At 69.3% G+C, this 21,573-nt stretch carries 20 protein-coding genes; 16 read left to right on the forward strand and 4 right to left on the reverse strand.

Annotated features, from left to right (window positions below; genetic code table 11):
• Positions 1–50: 50 nt before the first annotated feature.
• Positions 51–305: a hypothetical protein gene (locus tag IPQ09_19210; GenBank protein MBL0196310.1), complete on the reverse strand. Its 255-nt coding sequence runs from the start codon at positions 303–305 to the stop codon at positions 51–53.
• A gap of 231 nt (positions 306–536) precedes the next feature.
• On the opposite strand from IPQ09_19210, the gene IPQ09_19215 reads away from it, so the two are divergent.
• A complete protein-coding gene (locus tag IPQ09_19215; protein ID MBL0196311.1) occupies positions 537–1,229 on the forward strand; it encodes a hypothetical protein in 693 nt (230 codons plus the stop codon).
• A gap of 18 nt (positions 1,230–1,247) precedes the next feature.
• Here IPQ09_19215 and IPQ09_19220 read toward each other — a convergent pair whose 3' ends face one another.
• On the reverse strand, positions 1,248–3,050 hold the full coding sequence (locus IPQ09_19220) for a glycoside hydrolase family 44 protein (protein ID MBL0196312.1): 1,803 nt from the start codon (positions 3,048–3,050) through the stop codon (positions 1,248–1,250).
• Between the two features lie 188 nt (positions 3,051–3,238).
• On the opposite strand from IPQ09_19220, the gene IPQ09_19225 reads away from it, so the two are divergent.
• Positions 3,239–4,816 carry a hypothetical protein gene (locus IPQ09_19225; protein ID MBL0196313.1) on the forward strand — a complete coding sequence of 526 codons (1,578 nt, stop codon included), beginning with the start codon at positions 3,239–3,241 and terminating at the stop codon, positions 4,814–4,816.
• A 93-nt stretch (positions 4,817–4,909) separates the two neighbouring features.
• Here the strand turns inward: IPQ09_19225 and IPQ09_19230 are convergent, their stop codons facing one another.
• Both IPQ09_19230 and IPQ09_19235 read right to left on the reverse strand, forming a co-directional pair.
• The gene (locus IPQ09_19230; GenBank protein MBL0196314.1) at positions 4,910–5,638 is read right to left on the reverse strand and encodes a DUF1109 family protein; all 729 of its coding nucleotides are present in this window, start codon (positions 5,636–5,638) and stop codon (positions 4,910–4,912) included.
• Positions 5,638–6,363 carry an RNA polymerase sigma factor gene (locus IPQ09_19235; GenBank protein ID MBL0196315.1) on the reverse strand — a complete coding sequence of 242 codons (726 nt, stop codon included), beginning with the start codon at positions 6,361–6,363 and terminating at the stop codon, positions 5,638–5,640. Before IPQ09_19235 ends, IPQ09_19230 begins: the two co-directional genes overlap by 1 nt.
• 65 nt (positions 6,364–6,428) lie before the next feature.
• Here IPQ09_19235 and IPQ09_19240 point away from each other — a divergent pair, with 65 nt between their 5' ends.
• From IPQ09_19240 to IPQ09_19305, 14 genes are all read left to right on the forward strand, one after another.
• Positions 6,429–6,878: a hypothetical protein gene (locus tag IPQ09_19240; protein ID MBL0196316.1), complete on the forward strand. Its 450-nt coding sequence runs from the start codon at positions 6,429–6,431 to the stop codon at positions 6,876–6,878.
• 48 nt (positions 6,879–6,926) lie between these two features.
• Entirely contained in the window at positions 6,927–7,451 is a 525-nt protein-coding gene (locus IPQ09_19245; protein ID MBL0196317.1) for a hypothetical protein, read from the forward strand.
• A gap of 299 nt (positions 7,452–7,750) precedes the next feature.
• Positions 7,751–8,377: a cytochrome c3 family protein gene (locus IPQ09_19250; GenBank protein MBL0196318.1), complete on the forward strand. Its 627-nt coding sequence runs from the start codon at positions 7,751–7,753 to the stop codon at positions 8,375–8,377.
• Positions 8,374–11,613: a TAT-variant-translocated molybdopterin oxidoreductase gene (locus tag IPQ09_19255; GenBank protein ID MBL0196319.1), complete on the forward strand. Its 3,240-nt coding sequence runs from the start codon at positions 8,374–8,376 to the stop codon at positions 11,611–11,613. Before IPQ09_19250 ends, IPQ09_19255 begins: the two co-directional genes overlap by 4 nt.
• A 1-nt stretch (position 11,614) precedes the next feature.
• On the forward strand, positions 11,615–13,072 hold the full coding sequence (nrfD, locus tag IPQ09_19260; protein ID MBL0196320.1) for a polysulfide reductase NrfD: 1,458 nt from the start codon (positions 11,615–11,617) through the stop codon (positions 13,070–13,072).
• Complete coding sequence (locus tag IPQ09_19265) at positions 13,072–13,656, forward strand: DUF3341 domain-containing protein (GenBank protein MBL0196321.1); 585 nt, start codon at positions 13,072–13,074, stop codon at positions 13,654–13,656. Before nrfD ends, IPQ09_19265 begins: the two co-directional genes overlap by 1 nt.
• Positions 13,657–13,670: 14 nt before the next feature.
• Positions 13,671–14,324, forward strand: coding sequence for a cytochrome c (locus IPQ09_19270; GenBank protein ID MBL0196322.1), 654 nt, complete (start codon positions 13,671–13,673; stop codon positions 14,322–14,324).
• Entirely contained in the window at positions 14,321–15,739 is a 1,419-nt protein-coding gene (locus IPQ09_19275; protein ID MBL0196323.1) for a hypothetical protein, read from the forward strand. The genes IPQ09_19270 and IPQ09_19275 overlap by 4 nt, the downstream gene beginning before the upstream one ends.
• Positions 15,740–15,756: 17 nt before the next feature.
• Entirely contained in the window at positions 15,757–16,578 is an 822-nt protein-coding gene (locus IPQ09_19280) for an OmpA family protein (GenBank protein MBL0196324.1), read from the forward strand.
• A 28-nt stretch (positions 16,579–16,606) separates the two neighbouring features.
• A complete protein-coding gene (locus IPQ09_19285) occupies positions 16,607–17,545 on the forward strand; it encodes an SCO family protein (protein ID MBL0196325.1) in 939 nt (312 codons plus the stop codon).
• An 87-nt stretch (positions 17,546–17,632) separates the two neighbouring features.
• Positions 17,633–18,586, forward strand: a complete 954-nt coding sequence (gene coxB / locus IPQ09_19290; GenBank protein MBL0196326.1) for a cytochrome c oxidase subunit II — start codon at positions 17,633–17,635, stop codon at positions 18,584–18,586.
• A gap of 18 nt (positions 18,587–18,604) precedes the next feature.
• A complete protein-coding gene (locus IPQ09_19295) occupies positions 18,605–20,269 on the forward strand; it encodes a cbb3-type cytochrome c oxidase subunit I (protein MBL0196327.1) in 1,665 nt (554 codons plus the stop codon).
• Positions 20,270–20,368: 99 nt separating this feature from the next.
• Complete coding sequence (locus IPQ09_19300; protein MBL0196328.1) at positions 20,369–21,100, forward strand: cytochrome c oxidase subunit 3 family protein; 732 nt, start codon at positions 20,369–20,371, stop codon at positions 21,098–21,100.
• A 16-nt stretch (positions 21,101–21,116) separates the two neighbouring features.
• Positions 21,117–21,500 carry a cytochrome C oxidase subunit IV family protein gene (locus IPQ09_19305; GenBank protein ID MBL0196329.1) on the forward strand — a complete coding sequence of 128 codons (384 nt, stop codon included), beginning with the start codon at positions 21,117–21,119 and terminating at the stop codon, positions 21,498–21,500.
• Positions 21,501–21,573: the final 73 nt, after the last annotated feature.

The following is a 21,573-nucleotide window of genomic DNA, read 5'->3' on the forward strand; positions in this document are numbered from 1 at the left end:
TGTGGTGGGTTCGGCCCGGACCGTGACGCGGAGGACCGTGAGCTCCGGAGTCACGCCGCGCGTCGACGCAGCTGGCACCGGGTCTGATCGAAGCTGGGCGTGGGGAGGCCTCGCGCCCGGCGCAGGAGGAAGAGCGCGTGGTGGACGTCGGTCGCGTCCGGCTGCGCGTCGCACGCGTCGAGGAGGTTGCGGTCCTCTGCCAGGTCGCTCGCGGCGCCGAGCTCGTCGCCGTCGGCGCGGTCGAGGTAAGCCAGCGCCTCGTCCAACGTGACCGTGTCCAGCGAACCAACGCGTCGGTCTGCCATTTTTTTCCCTCCGGGCGACCGTCGAGCGACGCCCTCTCGAACCCTTTCGTTAGACGTAGCGAAGCGCCGACGAGAGGCAACCTCCCCTGGCGAATCCGCGCGAGTAAGTGGGTTCATGTAGGATGCATGAAAGTGCCATGCTCGCGCGGCCGTCCGCCCCCTCTCCGGCCGCCGCGAGCCCGCGCGCCGGACCGAGGGGAGAATTCGCGACCGCGCGCGTAACACCCCGCGATGATCGTGCGCCCCGCCCCTGCCGCGAGCTCTCTCTCCTTCGCCCTCGCGCTGCCCCTCGCGCTCGCGCTGCTCGGTGGCTGCACCGTCGAGACGCTCGTCCCCGGGAGCGGCGAGCCCCGGCAGGCGCCTGCGAGCGAGACTGGGGCCCCGCCCGAGCCGTCGGAGCCCGGCGCGAGCCCTGCGCCCCCGGTCTCCTCGGGAGACGCGGGCGCTGGCGAGGGTGCGGCGCCTCCGGCCGCCGAGCCCGCCGAGGTCAGCCTGCGCGCGACGGGTGACTGCGCGCCCGACTTCCGCGACCTCGTCGTCGCGACCAACACGAGCAGCTTCGACTCGATCGCCGTGTCCAACGGTGCGTCGCCCACGAGCGGGAGCTTCCAGCTCGCGCTCTCCTCCGGGCGGCGATCGTTCACGCTGTCGACCCGCGACCGCACCGAGCAGCGCGACGTGATGAACCTCATGGCTGGGGGCGTCGTCTACACGAACCTCTGCAACGCGACGACGTGCGCCTACGACGCCGCGACCAAGTCGTGGCGGAACGATCCGATCGAGGGCACCGTCAGCGTGAGCGCCTACGAGCCGCGAAAGGGCGCGCTCGAGGTGAAGCTCTCCGGCGTGGTGCTCCAGGCGGCGCAGGGGCGCGGGCTCTGTCGGCTCGACGGGACCGTGAAGGCTCGGCGGCTCGGCCGCTGATCGCGCTCACAGCCGCGCTCACTCGAGCGTCACCTCGAGCACGCTGAGCGCGTACGGAGCGACATCCGCCTGAACGGTCGGAGCCGCGCCCGTCGTGACGCGCACGCCTTGCCCCGCAGGGCGCGCGGTGAGGCCGGTCGTCGCCGCGTCGCGGTAGTCGAACACGCGCGTGGAGGCCACGCGCGCGGTCGCCGCGCAGCCCTCGAGCGCGAGCTCCGCGGTGAACGACGCGTCGACCGAGAAGTTCAGGAGCATGGCCACGAGCTTCTTCCCGGAGGCGTCGCGTGACACGTACACGCGCGCGCCCCGGTCCACGTCCTGGGCCACCGCCGCGAGCTCGTCTTGAAAGCGCGCCCCGTGATCGTCGAAGTCGCGGTAGGCGCGGAACGCCCAGTAGGCCGCCGAGCGATCCTTCGGGACGCGCCAGTAATACGCGGCGTCGACGCCGTACTCGGCGAACTTGCCGAGCGCCTCCGCCGCCGCGAGCGCGCCGCTCTGGTGGGGCTCGCCGCCGAAGTTCCACTCGCCGATCATGAGCCCTACACCGGGCGCGTTCTCGTCGACCCAGCGGCGCATGCGCGGCAGCAGCATCACCACGTCGCGGATCCACGACTCGTCGCGGTAGGTGGGGTCCCATAGTCCGCGGGTCTGCCGCAGGCGGAGCGCCGCCGTCGCCGGATCGGCCTTGTCGCTGAACACGCCGGTCGCCTGCGGGTAAACGTGCAGGTCGAACAGATCGAGGAGCTTCTTGCCCGTGCGCCGCTCGTGCTCCCGGACCTTGCGCAGGTAGTACGCGGAGAGCGGCACGTCGCCGTGCGCGAGCCTGTCGGGCTTTTGCTGGAAGCCGGCGACCGCGTCTTTCGCGGAGAACAAGTAGCCCGGCCACCCCCACTCGGCCGGGCCCGCGATGCGCGGCGTGGGGTCGGCCGCGCGCACCGCGTCGCCGTAACGGAACGTGCGGTCGAGCAGCTCGTCGTAGGTCACCGGCTCGGGGTGCACGTCGCGGTGGGTCGAGTTCCAGAGCGCCGGCTCGTTGTCGAGGATGTACATCGACACGTCCTCGCGGCCGGCGTCACGTGCGGCCTTGAGCTCGCTCACCCACTTGGCGACGAGCGCCGGCGGCGCGGCGAGGCTGGTGGTCTCGGGCGGTCCGGGCGCGAGGGGCTTGCCGGTCGGATCGAGGCCGTTGCCAGCGTCCGGCTTCTGCGGGTCGGCCTTCTGTTGTGGGCCGTGCTTGCGGACGGAGAACGTGTAGGAGGTCTTGTCCTTCGCCACCCACCCGAGCATCGGCACCGTGAACACCGACGTGAGGTGGTTGTCCTTGTTTTGCTTCAGGAATGTGTGGTGATTCGTGATGCCGTGGTTCTCCCAGAACCAGTCGTTCGCGCTGTTCCACGCGCCGATCTCGGGGTTGTAGCGAGAGGCCGCGTTGCCTCCCCAGCGCCGCGTGGTAGCGCCCATTCGGAAGCTCTGAGGCGCGGCCTCGCCGAGATCCCACGCGATGCCGAAAATCTGATCGCTGATCCTCCGCCCGGCCCGGTCGCAGCGCACCGCTGCGCGGACCGCGTGGCCCGGGCGCGGTGCGCTTGCCTCGGCGGACGCTGGCGCGGTCGCCCCGGGCTCTTGCGCAGGGGTCGCCGACGCTTGGAGCGCGGTGGAGCGGGCCGGGGTCGGTGCTGCCGTCGAGACGGCCGGCGCGACGTCCTGGGTGACGCGCGTCGGCGCGGCGTCCTGCGCGGCCGCGCGCGGCCTGCAAGCGCAGAGCCCCGCCGCGAGCAGGGGGAGCAGCAGGGCCACGGAGCGACGTCGCAGTGAGCGCATGACGGCGAGCATAGCCCGGCGCCCGCGGGGACGATCCGCGGGACGCCTCCCGCGCGCGTCGCCCCCAAAAAAATCGTCCGGAAAAGAAGTCGCGGGCGCAACGATCCCGGCTCGCCCGCCGAGAGCGAAACATTCCGAGGTAGGCCACCGCGAGCGGGTCGCGGGGTGCCGCCTCGCCGGAGGATGTCATGCGTCGATCGGTCGTTGCTCTCTTCACCCTCTCCACCCTGGTCGCTCACGTCGCCGTCGTCGCCGCCGCGCTGTCGGTCGCGGGATGCTCGAGCGCTCCGGAGGGACCCGAGGCGCTTGGAGTCCCCGCGTCGAGCGAGTCGGCTCCGGTCCCGGACGGGGGCGCGCAAGGGCGCACCGGGGAGCCGCCGCCCCCACCGCCGGCGGCGAAGGCCGACGAGCTCACCGAGGCGTTCGGGATCTTCGTCACCGAGAACGGCGCCGCGGACGCCGCTGGCACCCGCGCCGCGCCGCTCGCGAGCATCGGGGCCGCCCTTCTGAAGGCCAAGGCCGAGAAGAAGAGCGTCTTCGTCTGCGAGGGCAGCTACCCCGAGGCGCTCATGCTCGAGAGCGGCGTGTCGATCCGCGGCGGCCTCGACTGCTCGGGACCGGAATGGAAGCTCACGACTCGCCAGAGCACGCTCGCGGCGCCTGCGAGCCCCGCCGTCCGCGCCAGCGGCGTCGCCCTCCCCACGCGCGTCGACAACCTCGCCATCGTCGCGCCGAACGCGACGAGCCCCGACGCCGACCGGAGCTCCATCGGCGTGCTGGCGGTCGACTCGGCCGCGCTCACCTTCACGAACGGGCTCATTCGGGCGGGGGCTGCGCGGGCTGGTGTCGACGGCGTCGATCCAGCGAGGCTCTGGCCCCGGATCGTGCGCACCGCCACGACCGGTCTGCCGTCGGCCCCCATTTGTGTGGACTCCGGTCCGTTCAGCTTCTGCGACGCGCCTCGGTCGGGCGGCCTGGGCGCTCGCATCCAGTGCCTCGACGCTGCGGGCGCGCTGGTCTCCGAGTCGAGCGGAGACGACGGTGGCCACTCGGGAGTGTTCATCCCGCTCAGCGGGCACCCGTATTGGGCGAGCCAGAAGCCGGCGGGTGCCGCGACGGGCGGCTCCGGCGTGACGACCACCGTCCAGGGCACCGACGGGGCGCCGGGCGCGGGGGCGCTCACCGACGAAGGCTTCCTGCCGGGCGACGGGACCGCGGGCACCTCGGGAGGGCCAGGCGCCTGGGGTCGCGGCGGGCGGGGGCAGGGGCCGAGCGAGAGGGGGACGATGGGCGTGCGCTATTGGGGACGTTCGGGGGCGGGCGGGGGCGCGGGCGGCTGCGCGGGGCTCTCCGGGACCCCGGGGACCGGCGGTGGCGCGAGCGTGGGCGTGATGGCGCTGCGCAGCCCGCTGCGGCTCGTGTCGATGACCATCGAGTCGGGCGCGGGCGGCGCGGCGGGGAAGGGGACCTTCGGCAGCCCGGCCAGCTCGGGCCTCCGCGGGGGCGACGACCACGGCTCGAGCGTGCCGCTCCCGACCTCTCCAGGGTCGTTCGACGGTGAGGCGGGCGGCGTGGCGGGCGTGAGCGGGAACGGCGCGGCCGGCCCCTCCTACGGGGTCGTGCACCGCGGCGGCGCGCCGGTCCTCGTTGCCGTCCAGGTGAAGAACGGCGTGGGCGGCGCGGGAGTGCCGGCTCGCTCGGTGGGCGCGAAGACCCTCGCCGCGACCCCTGCGGGAGAGGCCGAGGGGGTCAAGGCGCTCCCGTAGTCGTTCAGCAGCGGGCGGCCATGTCGCGGTGTAAGTGTTCTAGATCGCTGTCCAATTCGACGAATGGCTCAGCGAGCCCGCGGCGTCCGGGCCTCAGGCCGGGCGCGGGCGAACTCGGAGCAGCGCGGCGCCGAGGCCAGCACCGGCGAGGGCGAAGAGCGCCATCGGGAGCACGTGCCCAATCGCCACGTGGGCGAACGTGTGGTGCGGGCAGAGCATCATCATCCCGGCGCCTCCCCACGCGCCCGACACCGCGCCAAACCCCGCGCCGCGGAGCCCCGGCGCGACCGGGTCGGAGCCCTGGAAGTACAGAAGCATCGCCCCTAGGGGCGCGGCCCCGAGCGCGCCCCCGAGCACCATGCAGGCCGTATGGGTCGACGAGGTGACCGCACCGGACCAGGTGTCGGGGAAGAAGAGCATCCCGATCGCCGAGACCGCGAGCGCGGAGAGCGGCGCCGCGGCGCCCAGGAGGCCGAGCGCGGGGCGCGACGGCCCGAGCGGCGAGCGACCCCAGAACGCGAGTGTGGTCGCCGCACACGCGACGAGCGCCCACCCCACGACCATGAGAACGGTGAGAGCGAGCGGTCGCCCCTTGGGCCCCACGCCGAGCGCGCCAAACAGCGCTACGGCGGGCAAGGCCGCGCCGAGCGCGAGCCGCCACCGCCGTCCGGCGCGCTCTCGGGTGGTCGAGGCGGGCTTCGCGCGTGCCGCGGCCAGCAGCTTCGCGCGCAGATCAGGGGCAGGGAGCGCGCCGGCGTGCTGGTCCCAGGGGACGGGGCGCGGCGGGGCCTCCTCGCTCGGCGCTCGCGATCGCGGGTCCATCACCGGCCCCCCTTGCCGACCTTGTCGACGTCGTCGAGGAGGTCGAACGGCGCGAGGGCTTCGCGGAGCCCTTCGTACGCCCGGTGGGTTCGGAGCTTCACGGCCGCGGGGGTCACGCCGAGGATGGCCGCGGCGTCCGCCACGCTGAGCCCCTCCTCGCGGATGAGCCGGAACGCCTCGCGTTGAAGCGGCGGCAGCTCTTCGAGCTTCGCGCGGAGGGCCTCCGCGATTTCCCGGGCCTCGGCGAGCGCTTGACCCGACGGCGCCGCGTTTTGCTCGGCCGATCGGCCCTCGTCGTACTCGTCGTGGAGGTGGTCGCGCTTTTGCCGCCGTGTCCCGTCGATGAACAGGCGCCGCGCGATGGCGTACGACCAGGGAAGCACGTCGGCGCCGGGCAGGAACCGACCCCGCGCGTCGTGCAGCTGTAGGAAGGTCTGCTGCAGCAGATCCTCGGCGCGAGCCTGGTCGCGGGTCAGCCGCAGTAGGTAGCGGTAGAGCCGCGGCGAGAGGTCGTCGTACACGTCGCCGAACGCGGCGTCGTCGCCGGCGCCGTAGCGGGCCATCGCGGCGCGCGCGCGCGCGCGACCCTCGTCCCCCGGCTCGTCCGTCGCCCCTCGCACGTCCCGCACGTCCCGCACGCGCCGCACCGTAGCGCCGGCGGGCTCTGCGAAGGGGAAAAAGGGGAGGCCGGCGCTCGAGGAGAGCGCCGGCGCGGGCGACCACATGCCCACGCTACGCACGCGCCTCCCAGCGGTTTCGCCCACACCGCGAGGTGCTAGGTTGCCGCGTCATGAGCGACCTCCGCGAACCGACCGCCTCGAACGCGTCGACCCCCCCGCTGACGCTGGAGCCCAAGGCCGCCGCGGTCGGGGCACCCCCGCGGGGGACCGCCAGGCGCGCGCGCCTCACCGGGCTCGACTGGGCGCTCACGCTGGTCGCCGGGAACACGTCTGTGTTCCTGCTCGGATTCTCGCTCGTCGCCGGACAGCGCCTTGGTGCGATGACCAGCGATCCCGCGCGCATCTCGTGGCTCACCTCGCTCGCGCTGCGCTGGTACGTGCCAACGGGCGCCGGTCTGGCGGTCGGGCTGTTGCTCCTCTCGGGGCTCTTCGCGCCCACCACGTCCGGCCGCCGGCCGCGGCTCGTCGGCGCGGCCACCGCCGGGACGCTGCTGTGCGGGCTGTGCGTGCTGGGCCTCTACCTGCCAATTCTCCAGCTCGCCGGCAGGGCCACGCCCTGAGGGCACACGGCGCTTGACGGCCGCGCGGGTGCCTCCTAACGAACCCGGGTGGTCAGCTTGCTCCCCTCGCGCCCCGACCGCCGCCTCGAGGGCGCGACGCGGCCGTCGGCCCTCGCCATCCTGGCCGCCCTGACGGCCCTCACCATCCTGGCCGCGCTGGCGCCGCTGGTCGGGTGCAGGCGCCGCGAGCCCGCGGAGACCTTCCACGGCGTCCGCCTGGGGATGACCCCTGGCGACGTCCGCGCCCGCTTCCAGCCGCCGACGACCCGGGCGGTCGCGACCTGGCGGTCCGTCCCCGGAGGCGAGGGCATGCTCGAGTACTCTGTGCCGGGTGGCGACGCCCCCAAGGTCCGCTTCGAGTTTCACAGCGGCATGCTCGTCGCGGTCCGCGCCAGCCTCGAGCCCGGCGACATCGCCAGCCGCGGCCCCCGTCGTGACCTCAACCCGGGGTCGGTCCTGGTGCGGGCGCCACGGGAACAGGGACAGGGGCAGGGTCGGACGGTCGAGGTGACCTGGCTGTCCCGCGACTGCCCTACCCACAAAATCGAGGCCGACCGGCTCTCGGAGCCCTGACCGGCGGGGCCCCGCGCCCCCATCCCGTCAGCGCGTCGCGGAGCGCCGCCACGAGGGCGCGCCCCAGCCCGGCGCGCGCAAACTTTGCGCGATCTGCGCAGCCATCTTTCACGAGTGCTTCTCGGCACTTGCAACTGCACGGCGGCACGTTCGATTTCCTTCCCGAACGCACTTGTACGTGGAGCCATGGCTCCTCTATAAGAGCGCCGCTATCCGGCGCCTCCGCGCCCGTGGGCGTACGCCCGTGGGCAGAAGGGCGCGAGCCTGGCCCTCCCCGCTCCCCGCAGTCTGGCACGCCTATGCAGATCTTCCCCCGATCGCTCAACAAGCTCCCGATGATCCTCGGCGCCGTAGGTGCCGTGGTCCCGGCGGTGCTGGTCCTCCTCGTTTGGTACTACCTCGGTCCCAAGCACTTCCAGGTGGGCTACGCGCCGGAGCAGCCGGTCCCCTACTCGCACCGGCTCCACGTCGGGCAGCTCGGCATGGACTGCCGCTACTGCCACACGAACGTCGAGAACGCCGCGAAGGCCATGATCCCGCCGACGCAGACCTGCATGGGCTGCCACGCGATGGTCAAGACCGACAGCGCGCGGCTCAAGCCCGTACGCGAGAGCTGGGAGAAGAACACGGCGGTGGAGTGGGTGCAGATCCACAAGCTCCCCGACCACGCCTTCTTCAACCACAGCGTTCACGTCGCGGTCGGCGTCGGCTGCGCCACCTGCCACGGTCGCGTCGACCGTATGGAAGTCGTCCGGAGCGAGGCCCCAATCAACATGGGCTGGTGCCTCGACTGCCACCGTAACCCCACGCCCAACCTTCGCCCGAAGGATCAGGTCACGAACATGGAGTGGACCCCCGCCGCGGCGGCCAACTGGACCGCGCCGCAAGTCAACCCGCCCACGCACTGCTCGGGGTGCCACCGATGAGCCGCCGTCCGCCTTTCCCCACCCCCGCCGCGACTGCCGACGGCACCAAGACCTTCTGGAAGAGCCTCGAGGCGAAGGCCGACCCTGCGGCGCGTGACGCGCGCGCCACCGCCGAGTTCCCCAAGGGATTCGACGAGGCCCGCGCCCTGGCGCAGGCCGCCGACGACCCTGGCTCGGTCGGGCGCCGCGGCTTCATGCTGTTCGCGGGGCTCTCGACCGCCGCGTTCGCGGAGGGCTGCGCCCGCCGCCCCGTCGAGAAGATCCTCCCCTACACGAAGGCGCCCGAGTACGCCCTCCCCGGCGTTTCGGAGCACTACGCCAGCGTGCGCGTGCAGCGCGGCGAGGCCCTCGGCCTCATCGTCGAGTCCCACGAGGGCCGGCCCACGAAGATCGAGGGCAACCCCGACCACCCCGCGAGCCGCGGCAAGACCGACCACTTCGCGCAAGCGAGCGTGTTCGACGTCTACGATCCCGATCGTATCCGCGCGCCGATGCACGCCCGCCGCGAGGGCACGCGCAACATCGGGCACGTCGCCGCGGGCTTCGCCGAGGCCGAACAGGCGCTCCAAGACGCCGTCAAGCTGCAGATGGCCGACGGCGGCCAGAAGCTCCGTGTGCTCTACCAGCCCGCCTCGTCGCCCACGTTCACGCGGCTCCGCGACGCCGTGAAGGCGCGCTTCCCCAAGGCGAAGCTCATCGCCTACTCGCCCGTCAACGACACCTCCGCCCGCGAGGGCGCGAAGCTCGCGTTCGGCGAGGCCCTCAACGTGGTCCACGACCTCTCGCAGGCCGAGACCATCCTCTCGCTCGACTCGGACTTCCTCGGCCTCGAGAGCGGCGCGGTCCGCAACGCACGCGGCTTCTCGGCGGGTCGTCGGCCGAAGTCGCCCACCGAGGGCATGAACCGCCTTTACGTGGTCGAGCCCGCGCTCACCGTCACCGGCTCGAACGCCGATCACCGCCTCCGCCTCGCGGCTCGTGACGTGGAGGGCTACCTCCTCGCGCTCGCGAAGGAGCTGAAGGCGCTCGGCGCCGGCGGCGACGCCCTCGCGCCGATCGCGGCCGAGTCCGACAAGGTCGACGCGAAGTCGATCCCCGCGAGCTGGCTCAAGGCCGTCGCGAAGGAGCTCTTCGCCAACAAGGGCAAGAGCGCGGTGCTCGTCGGCGCGCGCCAGCCCGCGCGCGTCCACGCCGCCGCCTGCGCGGTCAACGTCGCCCTCGGCAACGTGGGTCGCACGGTGAACTACTTCGCCGCCCACGACGAGGTCGAGAGCCTCGACGAACTGAAGACCCTCGCTGCCGACATGGAGGGCAACCGGGTCAACCTGCTCGTCGTGCTGGGCGGAAACCCGGCCTACGACGCGCCGGCCGACCTGAAGTTCGGCGAGAAGCTCCACGCGGTCCTCAACACGTTCGCCTACACCTCGCACATGAGCGAGACGGCGCTCGCCTGCAGCTGGGCCGTCCCTCGCGCGCACGAGCTCGAGACCTGGGGCGACGCCCGCGCGCTGGACGGCACGCTCGCCGTGCAGCAGCCGCTCATTCAGCCCATCCACTCGGGCCGCAGCGACCTCGAGATCCTCGCCCTCATCGCGGGCGAGGCCAGCCGGAAGGGCCACGACCTCGTGCGCGACACCCTCCGCGCCATGCCCCTCGAGGGCGGCAAACCCTGCGGTGCCGCGGCCTTCGAGCAGGTCTGGACCCGCGCCCTGCACAAGGGCGTCGTGGCCGGCGCCGAGCAGCGACCGAAGGGCAACCTCACGCCGAAGGGCGCCGAGATCGCCCAGGCGGTCGCGAAGGCGACCCGCTCCGCGAAGCCGCTCGGCCAGGACAACCTCGAGCTCACGTTCGCGCCCGACGCGCGCATCTACGACGGGCGCTACGCCAACAACCCCTGGCTCCTCGAGCTCCCCGAGCTGGCGAGCAAGATCACCTGGGACAACGTGGCGTCGGTGTCGCCGGCGACCGCGAAGGCCCTCGGCCTCGAGAGCGGCGACATGATCCGCATCACGCGGGGCGCCGACTCCGCCGCGATCGCCACATGGATCCAGCCGGGCCAGGGCGACAACACCGTCGCCCTCACGCTCGGGTGGGGTCGGCAAGAGGCGGGTCGCTACGGCGACAAACACGGCTTCAACATCGGCCCGCTGCGCACCACCGACGCGATGGGCTTCGCCGAGGGCGCCACCATCGCGAAGATGACCGCCGACGAGCGCGAGAAGCTCGCCGACAAGCTCCGGCGGCCTGGCATCTCCGGGAGCGACTCGCCGGGGCCCGGCCGGGTGGAGCCCAACGGCGCCTACGACGTCGCCACGGGCCGCTTCAAGATCGCCCAGACGCAGGACCACCACGACATGGAAGGTCGCCCGGTGGCGATCGACGCGACCCTCGAAGAGTACCGCAAGCTCCCGAATTTCGTGGAGTTCCCCAGCGACGCGCGCAAGCGGAAGGCTGGCTCGCCCGACCCCAAGGTGCTGCCGCTCTGGAAGCAGGCCGACTACTCCAAGGGCCACAAGTGGGGCATGAGCATCGACCTGTCGGCGTGCACGGGTTGCAACGCCTGCGTCATCGCCTGCCAGGCCGAGAACAACATCCCGGTGGTCGGCAAAGAGCAGATCATGCGCGGCCGCGAAATGGCCTGGATCCGCATCGATCGCTACTTCGTCGGTGACGACATCGACAACCCGGAGGTCACCATCCAGCCCGTCGCCTGCGTGCAGTGCGAAGAGGCACCCTGCGAGAACGTTTGCCCGGTCAGCGCCACGACGCACACCCCCGAGGGGTTGAACGACATGGCCTACAACCGCTGCATCGGCACTCGCTACTGCGCGAACAACTGCCCTTACAAGGTGCGCCGCTTCAACTTCCTGAACTACCACGGCGACCTCGGCGAGATCCCCGAGGTCGAGAAGCTGAAGTACAACCCGAACGTCACGGTCCGCATGCGCGGCGTGATGGAGAAGTGCAACTACTGCGTCCAGCGCATCGAGGAGGCGAAGATCGCCGCTCGCACCCAAGGGCGGGAGGTCCGCGAGGGCGACATCGTCAGCGCGTGCGCGCAGGTCTGCCCCGCGCAGGCCATCGTCTTCGGTGATCTGAACGATCCCAAGAGCCGTGTCGCGCAGCTCGACCAGCAGCAGCGTGCCTACCACCTCCTCGCCGAGCTCGGCACGCACCCGCGCACCAAGTACCTCGGAAAGATCCGGAACCCGAATCCCGAAATGGGGAAGGCTTGAAATGAGCAGCCCGCATCTTCCCATCAAAGAAATCGGTGAAGTCTCGCTCGTCGGCGAGGGCACCACGATCAAGTCGATCAGCGAGACGGTCTGTCGGGTCACCGAGAACCCCGCGCCGCGCGGCTGGTGGATTGGCTTCCTCCTCGCCTTCAACTTCACCGGCATCATGGGGTTGGCCATTGGCTACCTCTTCTGGACCGGCATCGGCGTCTGGGGCAACAACGCCCCGGTCTTCTGGGCCTGGGACATCACGAACTTCGTCTGGTGGATCGGTATCGGTCACGCCGGCACGCTCATCAGCGCGGTGCTCTTCCTGTTCCGCCAGAAGTGGCGAACGAGCATCAACCGCTTCGCGGAGGCGATGACCATCTTCGCCGTGCTCTGCGCGCTCGTGTTCCCCGGCATTCACGTCGGGCGAATTTGGTACGCGTACTACATGCTGCCAATCCCGAACGAGATGCAGATGTGGCCGAACTTCAAGAGCCCGCTCATCTGGGACGTCTTTGCGGTCTCCACGTACGCCACGGTCTCCGCGCTGTTCTGGTACGTCGGCCTCATCCCCGACCTCGCGACCCTCCGCGACCGCGCGCGCACCGCGATCCGCCGCCGCGTCTACGGCGCGCTCGCCCTCGGCTGGCGCGGCGCGAACCGCCACTGGCAGAACTACGAGCGCGCGTACCTCATTCTGGCGGCCATCTCGACCCCGCTGGTCTTCTCGGTGCACTCGGTCGTTTCGTTCGACTTCGCCACGTCGCTCATGCCGGGCTGGCACACCACGATCTTCCCGCCCTATTTCGTCGCCGGCGCTGTCTTCTCGGGCTTCGCGATGGTCATGACGCTCATGCTCATCACCCGCGCGGTGTACGGCCTGCGCAGCATCGTGACGATGAAGCACCTCGAGCTGATGAACAAGATCATGCTCACGACGGGCAGCCTCGTCGGCTACGCCTACGCGATGGAGTTCTTCATCGCCTGGTACTCGGGCAACGAGTACGAGCGCTACATCTTCTTCGTCAACCGCGCCACGGGCCCCTTCTCTTGGGCCTATTGGATCATGGTCTCCTGCAACGTGCTCTCCCCGCAGGTGTTCTGGTCGAAGAAGATGCGCACCAGCATCCCGGTGATGTTCGTGGTGTCGATCCTCATCAACATCGGCATGTGGTTCGAGCGCTTCGTCATCATCGTGACGTCGCTCCACCGCGACTTCCTCCCGTCCTCGTGGGGATACTTCCGGCCCACCCTGGTCGACATCTTCATCTACCTGGGCACGCTGGGGCTCTTCTTCACGCTGTTCCTCCTCTTCATCCGCTGGGTGCCCATGATCGCGATCGCCGAGGTCAAGGCCACGCTCCCCGAGGCGGACGCCCACTATGACCCCAACGCGCCTGGCGATACCGGCGGCGAGCACGACGACGAGCACGGCCACGGCGGCGAGCCGGTCGCCGCGGAGGCTGAGTGATGTCGGACAAAGACAAGAAGCCCGCCCTGATCCTCGCCGAGTTCGGCACGGCCTACGCCGTGCTGCACGCCGCCGAGCGGGTGCGCGACGCAGGCTACAAGACCTGGGACACCCACACGCCGTTCCCCGTGCACGGCATGGACAAGGCGATGGGCCTCGAGCAGAGCAAGCTCGGCCCCATCGTGTTCGGCGCCGCCATGACGGGCACGACGGTCGCCTTCTTCATGATGTGGTGGATGAACGGCGTCGACTACCCGCTCGTCATCGGCGGGAAGCCGGGGTACTCGCTCCCCTCGCAGATCCCCATCATGTTCGAGCTCACGGTCTTGTTCTCGGCGTTCGCGTCGGTGTTCGGGATGTTCGGGCTCAACAAGCTCCCGCGGCACCACCACCCGATCTTCAACTCGGAGCGCTTCTCCTCCTGCAGTGACGACAAGTTCTTCATCGGCATCGAGGCAGAGGACCCCAAGTTCGATCTCGAGAAGACCCAGAAGTTGCTCGAGCAGTGCCACGCCGACCACGTCGAGCTCGTGTATGACGACAACGAGGGCGGCCTGCCCTCCGAGGAGGAGGCGCACGGATGAAGCGCTCGAACCGCATGCCTCGCACTCAGCCTCGCCCGCTCGCTCGAACCGCGGCCGCCGCGCTCGCCCCGCTCGCCCTGGTCGCCCTCGCCGCCGGCCTCGCCGGCTGCCGCGGCCAGACCAGCAAGGAGTCGCCCATCGTAGGTATCCGCAACATGTACGACCAGCCCCGGTACGACGTGCAGGAGGAGAGCCCCTACTTCGACGACAAGCGTACGATGCGCCCCATCCCCGAGGGCACCGTGCCGCGTGAGCGCGACCCCGATCGCACCGTCACCACCGGCCGCACCGACGACAACATGGGCTATCTGCTCACGGTGCCGAAGTCGGTCGTCGAGGCCCACGGCGGCATGGAGCAGACGCTCCTCCGTGGACAGGAGCGCTACGGCATCTTCTGCACCCCATGCCACGATGCCACCGGCAGCGGGCAGGGCATGGTGAAGAAGCGCGCCGTCGCGGGCGGCGCGGGCGCCTTCGCGCCCCCCACGTTCCACCAAGACCGCATTCGCCACATGCCCGACGGTCAGCTCTACGCGACCGTGGCCAATGGCAAGAACAACATGCCGGCCTACCCGCAGATTCAGGTCAACGACCGCTGGGCGATCGTCGCGTACGTGCGCGCGCTCCAGCTCAGCCAGGCGAAAGTGCCGCAGGAGCCGACGCTGTGAGCGAGAAATCCAAGAAGTCCTCCCCCAAGAAGGACGCGGTCTACACCATCGAGGGCACGCCTTGGGCGAACGCCTGGAAGATCGCCGCTGGCGTGGGCGGGGCGGGCCTCGCCGCGTCCCTCGGCGGGCTCGCGATCGACGCGAAGCGCTTCGCGTTCTCCTACTTGTTCGCCTTCGTCGCGTTCCTCCTCGTGGGGCTCGGCTCGGTGTTCTTCATCCTCATCAACCGCATGACCAGCGCCGGCTGGAGCGTGACGGTCCGCCGGGTCGCCGAGTTCTGCGCCGCCGGGCTCGTCGCGTTCCCGGTGCTGTTCGTCCCGGTGCTCCTCTCTGCCGGCCACCTCTTCCCGTGGTGGAACGGCGCCGGTGAGCACGGCGGCGGCGGCGAGCACCACGCCTCGATCGCCCTCGTGGCCGAGGCGCAGGCCGCGCAGCACGGCGCGGCCCCCGAGCACGCCGCGCCGGCGGCCGCCGGGCACGGCGCTGCGGCGCCCGCGAAGGAGCATGCCGCGTCGGCCCCTGCCCACGGCGAGCACGGCGCGGGCGCTCCGGACCCGCACCACGTCGCCCACGCCGCGACCCTCGCGGCCAAGACCGCGTTCCTCCAGAAGCCCTTCTTCCTCGTGCGCGCCGCGGCCTACCTGGCCATCTGGTGCGCCCTTGGGCTCGGCTTCCTGCGCATCTCCACCCGCCAGGACACGACGAAGGACCCCTCGGACACCGTCGCTGCGGCGCGCGTGTCGCCCCTCGCGGCCTGGGCCTTCGGGCTCAGTCTCACGTTCGCGATGTTCGACTGGGTCATGGGCCTCGACCCGGCCTGGTTCTCCACCATCTTCGGTGTGTACCTCTTCTCGTGTTCGACCGTGGCGGCGTTCGCCGTGCTCATCTTCCTCACCATGTCGCTCCGCGACTCTGGTCCGCTCAAGGGCATGGTGAACGTCGAGCACTTCCACGACATGGGGAAGCTCCTCTTCGGCTTCAACGGCTTCTGGGCCTACATCGGCTTCTCCCAGTACATGCTCATCTGGTACGCCGGCCTCCCCGAAGAGACCACCTACTACCACACGCGTGGTCTCGGCCAGGCGGACAGCTCTTGGCGAATCGTGAGCATTGGCCTCATGGCAGCCCACTTCGTGATCCCCTTCTTCATGCTCATCTCCCGCCACGCGAAGCGGAACCTGGGCATTCTGAAGATGGGCACCGTGTGGCTCTTCGTGGTTCACCTCATCGACATCTACTGGTTCATCCTGCCGAACCTCACCAAGGAGGTCTCGCCGCACTGGCTCGACCTGACCTGCGTCGCCGGCGTCGGCGGCGTGTACTTCGCGGCGGTGTTCTACTTCATGGGCAAGCACCAGCTCATCCCGGTCGGCGATCCGCGCCTCAAGCGCGCCCTGGCCTTCGAGCAGGCCTGAAAGCGGGAAAGCGAATCATGGCATACGACAGGTCAGAACCCCGCAACGCGCTCATCTTCAAGATCGGCTCCATCGTCGTGCTGTGCCTCATCGGCGTGAAGCTCGGGCTCGACTCCTACTTCGTGTCGGTGAACGAGGCCGTCGCGGCCGAGAAGCTCCCCGCCACGCACGAGCCCCTGGTCCAGCTCCGCGAGGGCGAGCAGAAGCACCTCACTCAGACAGGGATGCCGATCACCGCGGCCATGGCGGAGCTCGCAAAGTCGCGCCCCGCCGACCTCGCCCCGCAGCCCTCCGAGGACCTCGGCCCGCTCACGGGCTGGTCGAAGGCCCCCAAGAAGGCGCTCGCGGTGCCGTCCTCGGGCGAGCTGGCCGCGTGCAAGGCGTCGGCCGGGCACGAGGCGCGCCTCGCGCAGGAGAAGGAGCTCCAGAAGCACGGCGGCTCGCTCAGCTTCAACGACATCGACTTCGTGCCTGGCACGGACAAGGTCGACGGCACGAAGCCGAGCAGCGCTGCCGCGCTCCAGGAGCTCGTCGCCTTCTCGCAGGGCTGCCCCGAGCTCACGTTCGACATCACCGGGCACACCTCGAAGGAGGGCGCAGCCGACAAGAACCTGAAGCTCTCCGAGCAGCGCGCGGTGGCGGTCAAGAAGGCGCTCGTCGCCGCGGGCGTCCGGGAGTCGGCCATCGGCGCGACCAGCGGCGCGGGCTCCACCAAGCCGGCGGTCGCCGAGCCCGACCCCGACTCTGAAGAGGCCAAGAAGCTCGGCCCCGAGAAGCTCGAGGCCCTACGCAACGTGAACCGCCGGATCACGATCAACGTGACCAAGCACTGCCCCTGAGGCGCCCAGAGCGCTCGCCATAGCCCGCATGCCCTCCGCCCCCTCCACCTCCTCCCTGCTCCGCCGCGGCCGCGCGCTCCTCGCGGCGTTCGCGTTCGCGTTCGCGATGAGCGCGGCGGGGCCGGCGCGGGCGCAGGGCTTCATGGAGCAGGGGCCCACGGCGCCGACGCCCGAGGGCATGCCCGAGGAGCTCAAGCACGTGGCCGTCAAAGAGCACCTCGACCAGGGGCTCCCCCTCGACGCCAAGTTCCGTGACCTCGCCGGCAAGCCGGTGGAGCTGCGGCAGATGTTCGACGGCAAGCGGCCCGTGGTGCTGCTCTTCGCGTACCACTCGTGCCCCGTCCTCTGCAGCATGATCCTGAGCGCCACCTCGCGCGCGCTCCAGGGCGTGCAGTGGTCGGTCGGCGCCGAGTTCGACATGGTCGTCATCAGCATCGACCCGAACGACACCGCCGCGCGCGCGGCCGCCAAGCGCGACAGCATCGTGAGAGACTACGGCCGCGGCGACGGGCGAGGGTTCCACTTCCTGCTCGGCGACAAGGCCAACATCGACCGCGTGGCTGAGGCCACGGGCTTCACTTACCAGTACGACGAGCGCCAGAAGCAGTACGCGCACCCGTCGGTCATGATGCTCGTGAAGCCGAATGGCCAGATGGCTCGCTACCTCTATGGCCTCGAGTTCGACCCGAACGACGTGCGCCTCGGGCTGTTGGAGGCGTCGGAGGGGCGGAGCATCTCCACCGTCGAGCAGATCATCCTCTACTGCTATCACTACGATCCCCAGGGCGGTCGGTACGTGCTGGTGGCCACTCGCGTGATGCAGGTGGGGGGCGCGCTCACGGCGCTCCTCCTCGGCGGTATGCTGTCCCTCTTCTGGCTCCGCGAGCGAAACAAGGGCGGCCTGCTCGCGGCTCTCGAGCCCACGCACACCCGGCCCCCCCGCGAGGCGGCTGCCACGCCCTCCTAGGTCTCCCCGCGGTCTCCCCGCGGTCTCCCCGCGCTCTCTCCGCGATCTTTTGCAGGTGCGGACCCGTCACGCCCCCGAGAACGAACGATGATTGTACCCCAAGAAAGCTTCCAGCTGCCTCCAGCCATGTCGACCGGCGCCGCCGAAATCGACTGGCTCTACAACTTCACCTACTACTTCTCGCTCGTGTTCACCGTCGTCATCACGGTGGCCACGGTCGCGTTCACGGTGAAGTACAGGCGCCAAAAGGGCGTGAAGGCGGAGCCCACCCAGGACTACACGAAGCTCGAGTTGTTCTGGACGATCACCCCGCTGATCTTCATCGTCTTCCTCTTCCACTGGGGCTACGAGGTCTTCGCGCGAAACACCATGGTGCCCGAGGGTGCCCGCGAGTACCGCGTCCGCGGCAAGCGGTGGAGCTGGAGCTTCGAGTACCCCACCGGCGACAACGAGCCGAACGAGCTCACCCTCGAGGTGAACAAGCCCGTGAAGCTCATCCTCTCCTCGGAGGACGTGCTTCACAGCTTCTTCATCCCCGCCATGCGCGCCAAGCGCGACGCGGTGCCCGGCCAGTACAGCTACGTCACCTTCACCCCGAACGAGATCGGTGACGCTCCGGTGTTCTGCGCCGAGTACTGCGGCAAGGATCACTCCTACATGCTCGCCAAGATCCACGTGGTGAGCGCGCAGGACTACAAGGCCCACCTCGACGAGCTCAGCAAGATCCCGAATGAGTACGCCAAGTTGGGCGTCGAGGGGCCGGCAAAGTGGGGTGAGGCGCTCTTCAAGAAGAACGGCTGCAACGCCTGCCACTCGATGAACGGAACCAAGATCGTCGGCCCCTCGCTGAAGGGCATCGCCGGTACGATGCAGCCCACGACCGCTGGGCAAATGATGGCCGACGACAACTACCTCCGTGAATCCATCGCGAAGCCGCAGGCCAAGATCGTCTCCGGCTACGAGTCGGTGCAGATGCCGCCCTTCGTCTTCAAGGACGCCCAGATGGACGCCATCATCGCCTACATCAAGTCGGTCAAGTAAGGGGACTCGGAGAACGCCATGGCAGCCGTCACTACACCTCACACCGGCGATCACGGACACGCGTCCGACGACGAGAAGAACTACCTCGAGGTCAAGCGAGGTATCGGGAGTTGGCTCGTAACCCTCGACCACAAGCGGATCGGGGTCATGTACCTCGTCGCCGTGCTCATCGCCTTCCTGGCGGGGGGGATCTTCGCGCTCGTGCTGCGCGTCGAGCTCCTCACCAAGGGGCGCACGATCATGGACCAGGACACCTACAACAGGATGTTCTCGCTCCACGGCGTCGTGATGGTCTTCCTGTTCATCATCCCGTCCATCCCGGCGGCGATGGGCAACATCATCCTCCCCATTCAGCTCGGGGCCAAAGACGTCGCCTTCCCGAAGCTGAACCTGCTCAGCCTCTACGTCTACATCTTCGGCGCCTGCTTCGGCCTCTACAGCATGGTGAACGGCGGCGTAGACACCGGCTGGACCTTCTACGTGCCGTACAGCTCGTCGTCGCTCGTCGGCTCCCAGAGCGCCGTCGTTCCTATGACGCTCGCCGCGTTCATCATGGGGTTCTCGTCGATCCTCACGGGCGTGAACTTCATCGCGACGGTGCACAAGATGCGCGCGCCGGGCATGTCGTGGCGCCGCCTATCGCTCTTCACGTGGGCGCTCTACGCGACCTCGATCATTCAGGTCCTCGCGACCCCGGTGCTCGCCATCACGCTGCTCCTGCTCACCCTCGAGCGCGCGTTCGGCCTGGGCATCTTCGACCCGCGCCTCGGCGGTGATCCCGTCCTCTACCAGCACTTCTTCTGGTTCTACTCGCACCCCGCCGTCTACATCATGATCGTCCCGGGTATGGGCGTCGTGAGCGAGCTCATCGGCACCTTCAGCCGCCGCGAGCCGGTCGGCTACATGTTCATCGCGATGAGCTCCCTCGGCCTCGCGCTCCTCGGCTTCCTCGTGTGGGGTCACCACATGTTCGTCGCCGGCATGAGCCAGTACGCCAGCATGGTGTTCTCGGCCCTCACCTTCCTCATCGCCATCCCGTCGGGCGTGAAGGTCTTCAACTGGGTGGCCACGCTCTACAAGGGCTCCATATCGCTCCAGTCGCCCATGTTGTGGGCGCTCTCGTTCATCTTCCTCTTCACGATCGGCGGCCTCACGGGCCTCTTCCTCGGCATCCTCGCCGTCGACGTCCACCTCCACGACACCTACTTCGTCGTCGCGCACTTCCACTACGTCATGGTGGGCGGCACGGTCATGGGCTTCGTCGGCGGGCTCCACTACTGGTGGCCCAAAATCACCGGCAAGCTCTACGACGAGAAGCCGGCCATCGCCGGGTGGGCGCTCGTCTTCATCGGCTTCAACATCACCTTCATGTCGCAGTTCGTGCTCGGCTCGCGCGGCATGCCGCGCCGCTATTACGACTACCTCCCCGAGTTCCAGGGGCTCCACCAGATCTCCACGATGGGCTCGTGGGTGCTCGGCGTCGGCTTCGTCATCCTCCTCATCAACTTCGCCCGCTCGCTCTTCGGCGGCGCGAAGTCTCCGCGCAACCCGTGGGGCTCGGCGGCCCTCGAGTGGCAGACGGCGACGCCGCCTCCGCTCTACAACTTCACCGAGACGCCCGTCATCACGCGCGGCCCGTACGAGTACCACCTTGCCACCGACGAGGAGCTGAGCGAGGACTGAGCGTCGCGGCGCGACCCCCGTCGCGCCGTGGCGTACGCCCCGCCGGATCCCCGACCTCTCGCCACTCTCGACTCACGCTCGCCTCGGAAAATAACACTCATGAGCACCGAAGCCGCGGCCGCAGAAGGCCACGAAACGCCCGGACACGATGGGCACGGTCACGACGACCACGGGCACCACGGCCCGAAGTGGCTTCAGCACCACTTCGACACGCCGCTGCAGCAGTTCGAGACGGCCAAGCTCGGAATGTGGGTCTTCCTGGTCCAGGAAATTCTCTTCTTCAGCGGGCTCTTCGTCGCCTACGGCGTCTTCCGGAACTGGTATCCGGAGATGTTCGTCGCCGCGTCGCACCAGCTGAACAAGGAGATGGGCGCGACCAACACGGTGGTGCTCCTCTTCTCGAGCTTCACGGCGGCGCTCGCGGTGCGCTCGTCCCAGCTCGGCAAGCGCGCCGAGACCGGGCGCTACATCGTGATCACCATCCTCTGCGCGTGCATGTTCCTTGTGATCAAGTACTTCGAGTACACGCACAAGTTCCACGCGGGTCTGCTCCCCGGCGACCTCTTTCACCCGAACGCCGAGCACCTGAAGCAGGGCGCGGAGCCGCTGCCCGAGAACGCCCACATCTTCTTCTCGCTCTACTTCGTCATGACCGGCATCCACGGTCTGCACGTCGTGATCGGGATTGGCATCTTCATCTGGATTTACATCCGCAACTGGCGCGGCGACTTCTCGAAGGAGTTCTTCACGCCGGTGGACCTGGCCGCCCTCTACTGGCACCTCGTCGACCTCGTGTGGATCTACCTCTTCCCCCTCATGTACCTCATCTGAGCGAGCGAGAACGACCATGAGCGCACACGAAAATCACGATGACGGCGCCGTTCACACGCACGTCTCCTCAGTTCCCTTCTACATAGGGATCTTCGGAGCACTGCTCACGCTGACCGCTCTCACGGTGGGGCAGTCGTACGTCGACCTCGGCCGGCTGAACCTGGCCGCCGTCGTCATCATCGCGAGCATGAAGGCTTCGCTCGTGGTGATGTTCTTCATGCACATTCGCCACGACGCCAAGTTCAACGGCCTCATGGTGCTCGCGTGCGTTGGGTTCATCGGCATCTTCTTCGCCTACACGTTCAACGACGTCGGCCACCGGGGGGAGTACGACAAGGACGAGAACGTGACGGTCAACCCTCGCACCGGCGAGATTGCCCCCGGCTCGATGAAGAAGTAGTCGAGCCGCTTCGACGGCTTCTGCGAGCCCGGCCCCCCTCGGCGCCGGGCTCGCCATTTTTGTCGTGGCGTTG

The organism is Myxococcales bacterium, from assembly GCA_016720545.1.
In the GTDB taxonomy this organism is placed as follows: domain Bacteria; phylum Myxococcota_A; class Polyangia; order Polyangiales; family Polyangiaceae; genus JAAFHV01.

Excerpts from the sequence above, each read along its gene's own strand:
- IPQ09_19210 (MBL0196310.1), bottom strand. The coding sequence starts at position 305 with ATGGCAGACCGACGCGTTGGTTCGCTGGACACGGTCACGTTGGACGAG.
- IPQ09_19215 (MBL0196311.1), top strand. The coding sequence starts at position 537 with ATGATCGTGCGCCCCGCCCCTGCCGCGAGCTCTCTCTCCTTCGCCCTC.
- IPQ09_19220 (MBL0196312.1), bottom strand. The coding sequence starts at position 3,050 with ATGCGCTCACTGCGACGTCGCTCCGTGGCCCTGCTGCTCCCCCTGCTC.
- IPQ09_19225 (MBL0196313.1), top strand. The coding sequence starts at position 3,239 with ATGCGTCGATCGGTCGTTGCTCTCTTCACCCTCTCCACCCTGGTCGCT.
- IPQ09_19230 (MBL0196314.1), bottom strand. The coding sequence starts at position 5,638 with ATGGACCCGCGATCGCGAGCGCCGAGCGAGGAGGCCCCGCCGCGCCCC.
- IPQ09_19235 (MBL0196315.1), bottom strand. The coding sequence starts at position 6,363 with ATGTGGTCGCCCGCGCCGGCGCTCTCCTCGAGCGCCGGCCTCCCCTTT.
- IPQ09_19240 (MBL0196316.1), top strand. The coding sequence starts at position 6,429 with ATGAGCGACCTCCGCGAACCGACCGCCTCGAACGCGTCGACCCCCCCG.
- IPQ09_19250 (MBL0196318.1), top strand. The coding sequence starts at position 7,751 with ATGCAGATCTTCCCCCGATCGCTCAACAAGCTCCCGATGATCCTCGGC.
- IPQ09_19255 (MBL0196319.1), top strand. The coding sequence starts at position 8,374 with ATGAGCCGCCGTCCGCCTTTCCCCACCCCCGCCGCGACTGCCGACGGC.
- nrfD (MBL0196320.1), top strand. The coding sequence starts at position 11,615 with ATGAGCAGCCCGCATCTTCCCATCAAAGAAATCGGTGAAGTCTCGCTC.
- IPQ09_19265 (MBL0196321.1), top strand. The coding sequence starts at position 13,072 with ATGTCGGACAAAGACAAGAAGCCCGCCCTGATCCTCGCCGAGTTCGGC.
- IPQ09_19270 (MBL0196322.1), top strand. The coding sequence starts at position 13,671 with ATGCCTCGCACTCAGCCTCGCCCGCTCGCTCGAACCGCGGCCGCCGCG.
- IPQ09_19280 (MBL0196324.1), top strand. The coding sequence starts at position 15,757 with ATGGCATACGACAGGTCAGAACCCCGCAACGCGCTCATCTTCAAGATC.
- IPQ09_19285 (MBL0196325.1), top strand. The coding sequence starts at position 16,607 with ATGCCCTCCGCCCCCTCCACCTCCTCCCTGCTCCGCCGCGGCCGCGCG.
- coxB (MBL0196326.1), top strand. The coding sequence starts at position 17,633 with ATGATTGTACCCCAAGAAAGCTTCCAGCTGCCTCCAGCCATGTCGACC.
- IPQ09_19295 (MBL0196327.1), top strand. The coding sequence starts at position 18,605 with ATGGCAGCCGTCACTACACCTCACACCGGCGATCACGGACACGCGTCC.
- IPQ09_19300 (MBL0196328.1), top strand. The coding sequence starts at position 20,369 with ATGAGCACCGAAGCCGCGGCCGCAGAAGGCCACGAAACGCCCGGACAC.
- IPQ09_19305 (MBL0196329.1), top strand. The coding sequence starts at position 21,117 with ATGAGCGCACACGAAAATCACGATGACGGCGCCGTTCACACGCACGTC.